The organism is Schlesneria sp. (assembly GCF_036405755.1).
Classification (GTDB): Bacteria; Planctomycetota; Planctomycetia; order Planctomycetales; family Planctomycetaceae; genus Schlesneria; species Schlesneria sphaerica.
On sequence record NZ_DASWWZ010000449.1, the window covers coordinates 1 to 3619 of the forward strand.

Below are 3619 nucleotides of genomic sequence, written 5' to 3' on the forward strand. Positions count from 1 at the left end.
TACGACAGCCCACGTGAGATGACTCGAAACACTACAGTCACTTAAACTTTGTGACGTCGTAGTAGCGATATGTGCCATCGTTCTGACGCGCCAGCTTTCGCAGGAAGTTCTTCGCCCCGCTCGCCTCAGAGACTTCCGGCCCGACCCCAAACTCAATGCTGTGAATACGCGTCTTACCCAGGTTCATCCTCTTGAGAGATGCGAGATCTCCCTCATAGATGGGAGGCTCCTGTCCATCGGTCAGAAAGAAGATCACGTCCGGTGCCAGTCGCAGTGCCATTTCCAGTGCGGGAACATGTTGCGTTCCCGTACCGGGTTGAATCCCCGCAATCTTCTGTTTTGCCAGGGTCTTGTGAAGTTCTGTCGCGGCATAAAGCTCGGGTTTGTGGGAATCCCTCAGATGAAGCACGACCGGCTTGTCGTCGTAGAAAATGATGAGAAACTGCTGATCCCCTTCCAGAGCCTGCAGACTCGACACCAACGCCGCCTTGGCCACTTGCATCGAATTGTTGCTGGTCATACTGCCGGAGGCATCAATGACGAACACCACCTTGGAACCTTCATCGCGAGTCCCCATGAAAGCCGCTCCGGGTGCCCCACCCTGGGTCCCCGTCGCTGCGGGCCGTTTGCCCCCTCCCGACTTTACTGGTTGACGCGGATCGGTGACGGTTGCTCCCGCAGGCAAGTTCACACCTGGGCCAATCAGTTGATGCCCCTCATCCTGAGGCAGAGACGTTTCGACCGGTGGCTGATCCGGCGTGACCTGCGTCGGAGCAAACGGATCGCGATTCGCGGGAACATTTGGTTGAGTCTCTACCAGTTCCCCGTCTCGCGCTTCCCCCGGAATTAGCGCGTCGGGGTGATCTCCCCGGTCCTTGACCACGATCCCCACTTCACGTGACTCTTCTTCAGAAAATCCAACCGGAGGACGGTCACAGCCTCGCAGCGAAATCGCAAAGAGGCCGAGGAAGGCCACGTGCGCGACGAACGATAAAACAGTCGACATGAACAGAGCGTGAGGAATCCAGTCAGGCAGCCCTCTCCCTGTCGAACCGCTCGATGGGGGATGGGCGGCCCTCTGGCCTGCTTTCACCAGCGAAGGCTCAAATCGATTCGCTGGCTTCACGTCTGTCTCCTGATCTGTGTCCGTTAAGGAGTCCCCTTCAGGACCTCCGCGTCCCTCGTTTCTCATCCTATCACCCGACGCTGGGCGTGGGAATTTCAAGTCTGGGCGTCTCAGCAGTGAGACCACGCCCGGGGCATCCGATGAATTGCAAGCGGACCGCCTGAGCTTCTGAGCATCCCCCAAAGCGGGTATCGTGGCCGATCGCGCCACACAGACATAGAATACCGTGAACCTGAAAACTCCTCGAATCGTGTCTCGACATCAACGAAGAGACTCAGCGGTCCCCTCTGACACTCTTTCCTCAAGACAGGTTGATCCATGTCCCGCTCGTTGACTCTCATGCCGGCCTGGGTCCCTGGGGTTCTCAGATTTGCCGGGGTTTACAATCTGACATGGGGAATCTTTGTCATCCTTTTTCCCCAGCTTCCGTTTCGCTGGCTGGGACTCCCTGAACCAAACTATCCCTCACTGATTCAGTGTCTGGGTATGGTCATTGGTGTCTATGGAATCGGTTACTGGATTGCTGCCCGCGATGCTGCCACGCATTGGCCGATCGTTCTGGTGGGACTACTCGGCAAAATTTTTGGACCGATTGGCTTTGTCTACACGGCCCTGCGAGGTGAACTTCCCTGGAACTTCGGCGCGACCATATTGACGAACGATCTCGCATGGTGGATCCCCTTCACTGCCATTCTGTTTCATGCCGCGCGGATCAACGAAGCCCGTCGTACAACGACCGAAGGTCTTACACTCGAACAGGCGCTCCGGGCTGCTGAGACCCCCGATCATCGAAATCTTTTTGACCTCTCCTTCGAAGTACCGCTTTTACTCGTGTGCGTCCGCCACTTGGGGTGCACTTACTGCCGCGAAACGCTGTCTGACTTGGCGAGACAACGAGCCCAAGTGGATCAGGCAGCCCTGCGTCCTGTCATCATTCACATGGGTTCTCCTGAACAGGGTCGCGAGATGCTCTCCCGGTTTGGCCTGGACGATGTCGCCGCAGTGAGCGACCCGGACCGCCGACTCTTCCGAGCCCTCGAACTTCCCTTCGGGACGCTCGGTCAACTGATCAGCGTGAAAACCTTCTGGCGAGCGTTGGTCGACGGAGTTGTCTTTCGGTATGGATTTGGTCGTTTTGTCGGGCACGGCCTTCAGCTTTCCGGTGCTTTCGTGATCAAGAATGGCCGGATCCAACGAGCCCTTCGCCACAATTCCCCAGCGGATCGAACGGACTTCTCACAGTTCAGTTGCCCGGTGAATTAATTCCTTACGTTCTGCGAGGTGAACGGGATGACCGACACAACAGAGAGCCCGCCCTCGCGAAAAAAGGGACCTCGCCTACTACGTGCATTGTTTCTCTATGGAGGGATTCCCTACTTCTCGATTCTCGTTCTCTTTACCGTCTTTCAGCGAAAGCTGATGTACCAACCCACTATTGCTGCGGACTTGTCGACTTCAAACGTCAAACTCGCTCCTGACATCGCTGACGACGTTCACATCAAAACTCTCGACGGGTACCACCTCAAGGGCTGGCTTGTGCGTGGGTCAAAAGAGGATCCCCCTGCACCGTCCCTTCCTCTGGTGATCTACTTTCCCGGGAACGCCGGGAACCGTCACGAGCGGCTTGCCGACTTGCTTGAGATTGCACACACAGGATTCGATGTGCTGATCTTCGACTATCGTGGTTATGGAGACAGCACTGGGAAACCATCCGAGTCAGCCTTGACCACCGATGCACAACTCGTCTGGAAATTTGCCTGCAACGAACTGAATTACGCTCCGCAGCAAATTGTCGTGTTTGGCGAATCTCTCGGCGGGGCCGTCGCTCTCTCACTTTGGTCCACAGAATCCGACTCCGCTCCCCAACCGGCCGCAGTACTCCTCAATTCAACGTTTGCCACCATGGGTGGGGCTGTCGCCTGGCATTACCCCTGCTTTCCGTTCCAGTTCCTGCTGCTGGATCGTTGGCGCTCGATCGACAGGATTCCCCGAGTCCCATCACCTGTTGTCATCTTTCACGGTTCGGCGGATGAAATCGTTCCCTTCTCGGAAGGTCAGCGGTTAGCGGGCCAATCCAGGAATGCCCAATTCATCGAAATCGCTGACGGAACTCACAATGCCATTCCCATGAACCACCTTCGCACGCAGCTCATTGCTGTACGAAATCGCATCCGGGAATCGACCGAAGCTGCCGTGGATTGAACAATAAACGTTGCAACCAGTGAGGCGCACAGCGAGCCACAGATCATGCAACCTGTGGCTCGCTCCTTGATCAGAGGCCCGCTTGCTTCACACAGGCGAGACTATCGGAATGCTGACTCATGGGCGGAAAGCCCACTCGACGAGCATTGCCTTACTTACGCTTTTCGATCGCGGTCTTAACCGCAGCCCCCATGTCTGCGGGGCTCTTGGCGACGACGACACCAGCGGCTTCCAGTGCCGCCTGCTTTTCCGCAGCGGTACCGCTTCCACCCGAGATGATGGCGCCGGCGT

3 protein-coding genes and 1 pseudogene are annotated in these 3619 nt (G+C 56.8%); 2 read left to right on the forward strand and 2 right to left on the reverse strand.

Annotated features, from left to right (window positions below):
- Nucleotides 1-37: 37 nt before the first annotated feature.
- On the reverse strand, nt 38-1126 hold the full coding sequence (locus VGE80_RS15330) for a VWA domain-containing protein (protein WP_440593269.1): 1089 nt from the start codon (nt 1124-1126) through the stop codon (nt 38-40).
- A 318-nt stretch (nt 1127-1444) separates the two neighbouring features.
- Between VGE80_RS15330 and VGE80_RS15335 the strand changes: the two genes are divergently transcribed.
- Nucleotides 1445-2389 carry a hypothetical protein gene (locus tag VGE80_RS15335; protein ID WP_440593270.1) on the forward strand — a complete coding sequence of 315 codons (945 nt, stop codon included), beginning with the start codon at nt 1445-1447 and terminating at the stop codon, nt 2387-2389.
- A 27-nt stretch (nt 2390-2416) separates the two neighbouring features.
- Nucleotides 2417-3328, forward strand: a complete 912-nt coding sequence (locus tag VGE80_RS15340) for an alpha/beta hydrolase (RefSeq protein ID WP_440593271.1) — start codon at nt 2417-2419, stop codon at nt 3326-3328.
- 151 nt (nt 3329-3479) lie between these two features.
- Here VGE80_RS15340 and VGE80_RS15345 read toward each other — a convergent pair.
- A pseudogene (locus tag VGE80_RS15345) lies at nt 3480-3619 on the reverse strand (succinate--CoA ligase subunit alpha); the annotation flags it as partial.

Excerpts from the sequence above, each read along its gene's own strand:
- VGE80_RS15335 (WP_440593270.1), top strand. The coding sequence starts at position 1,445 with ATGTCCCGCTCGTTGACTCTCATGCCGGCCTGGGTCCCTGGGGTTCTC.
- VGE80_RS15340 (WP_440593271.1), top strand. The coding sequence starts at position 2,417 with ATGACCGACACAACAGAGAGCCCGCCCTCGCGAAAAAAGGGACCTCGC.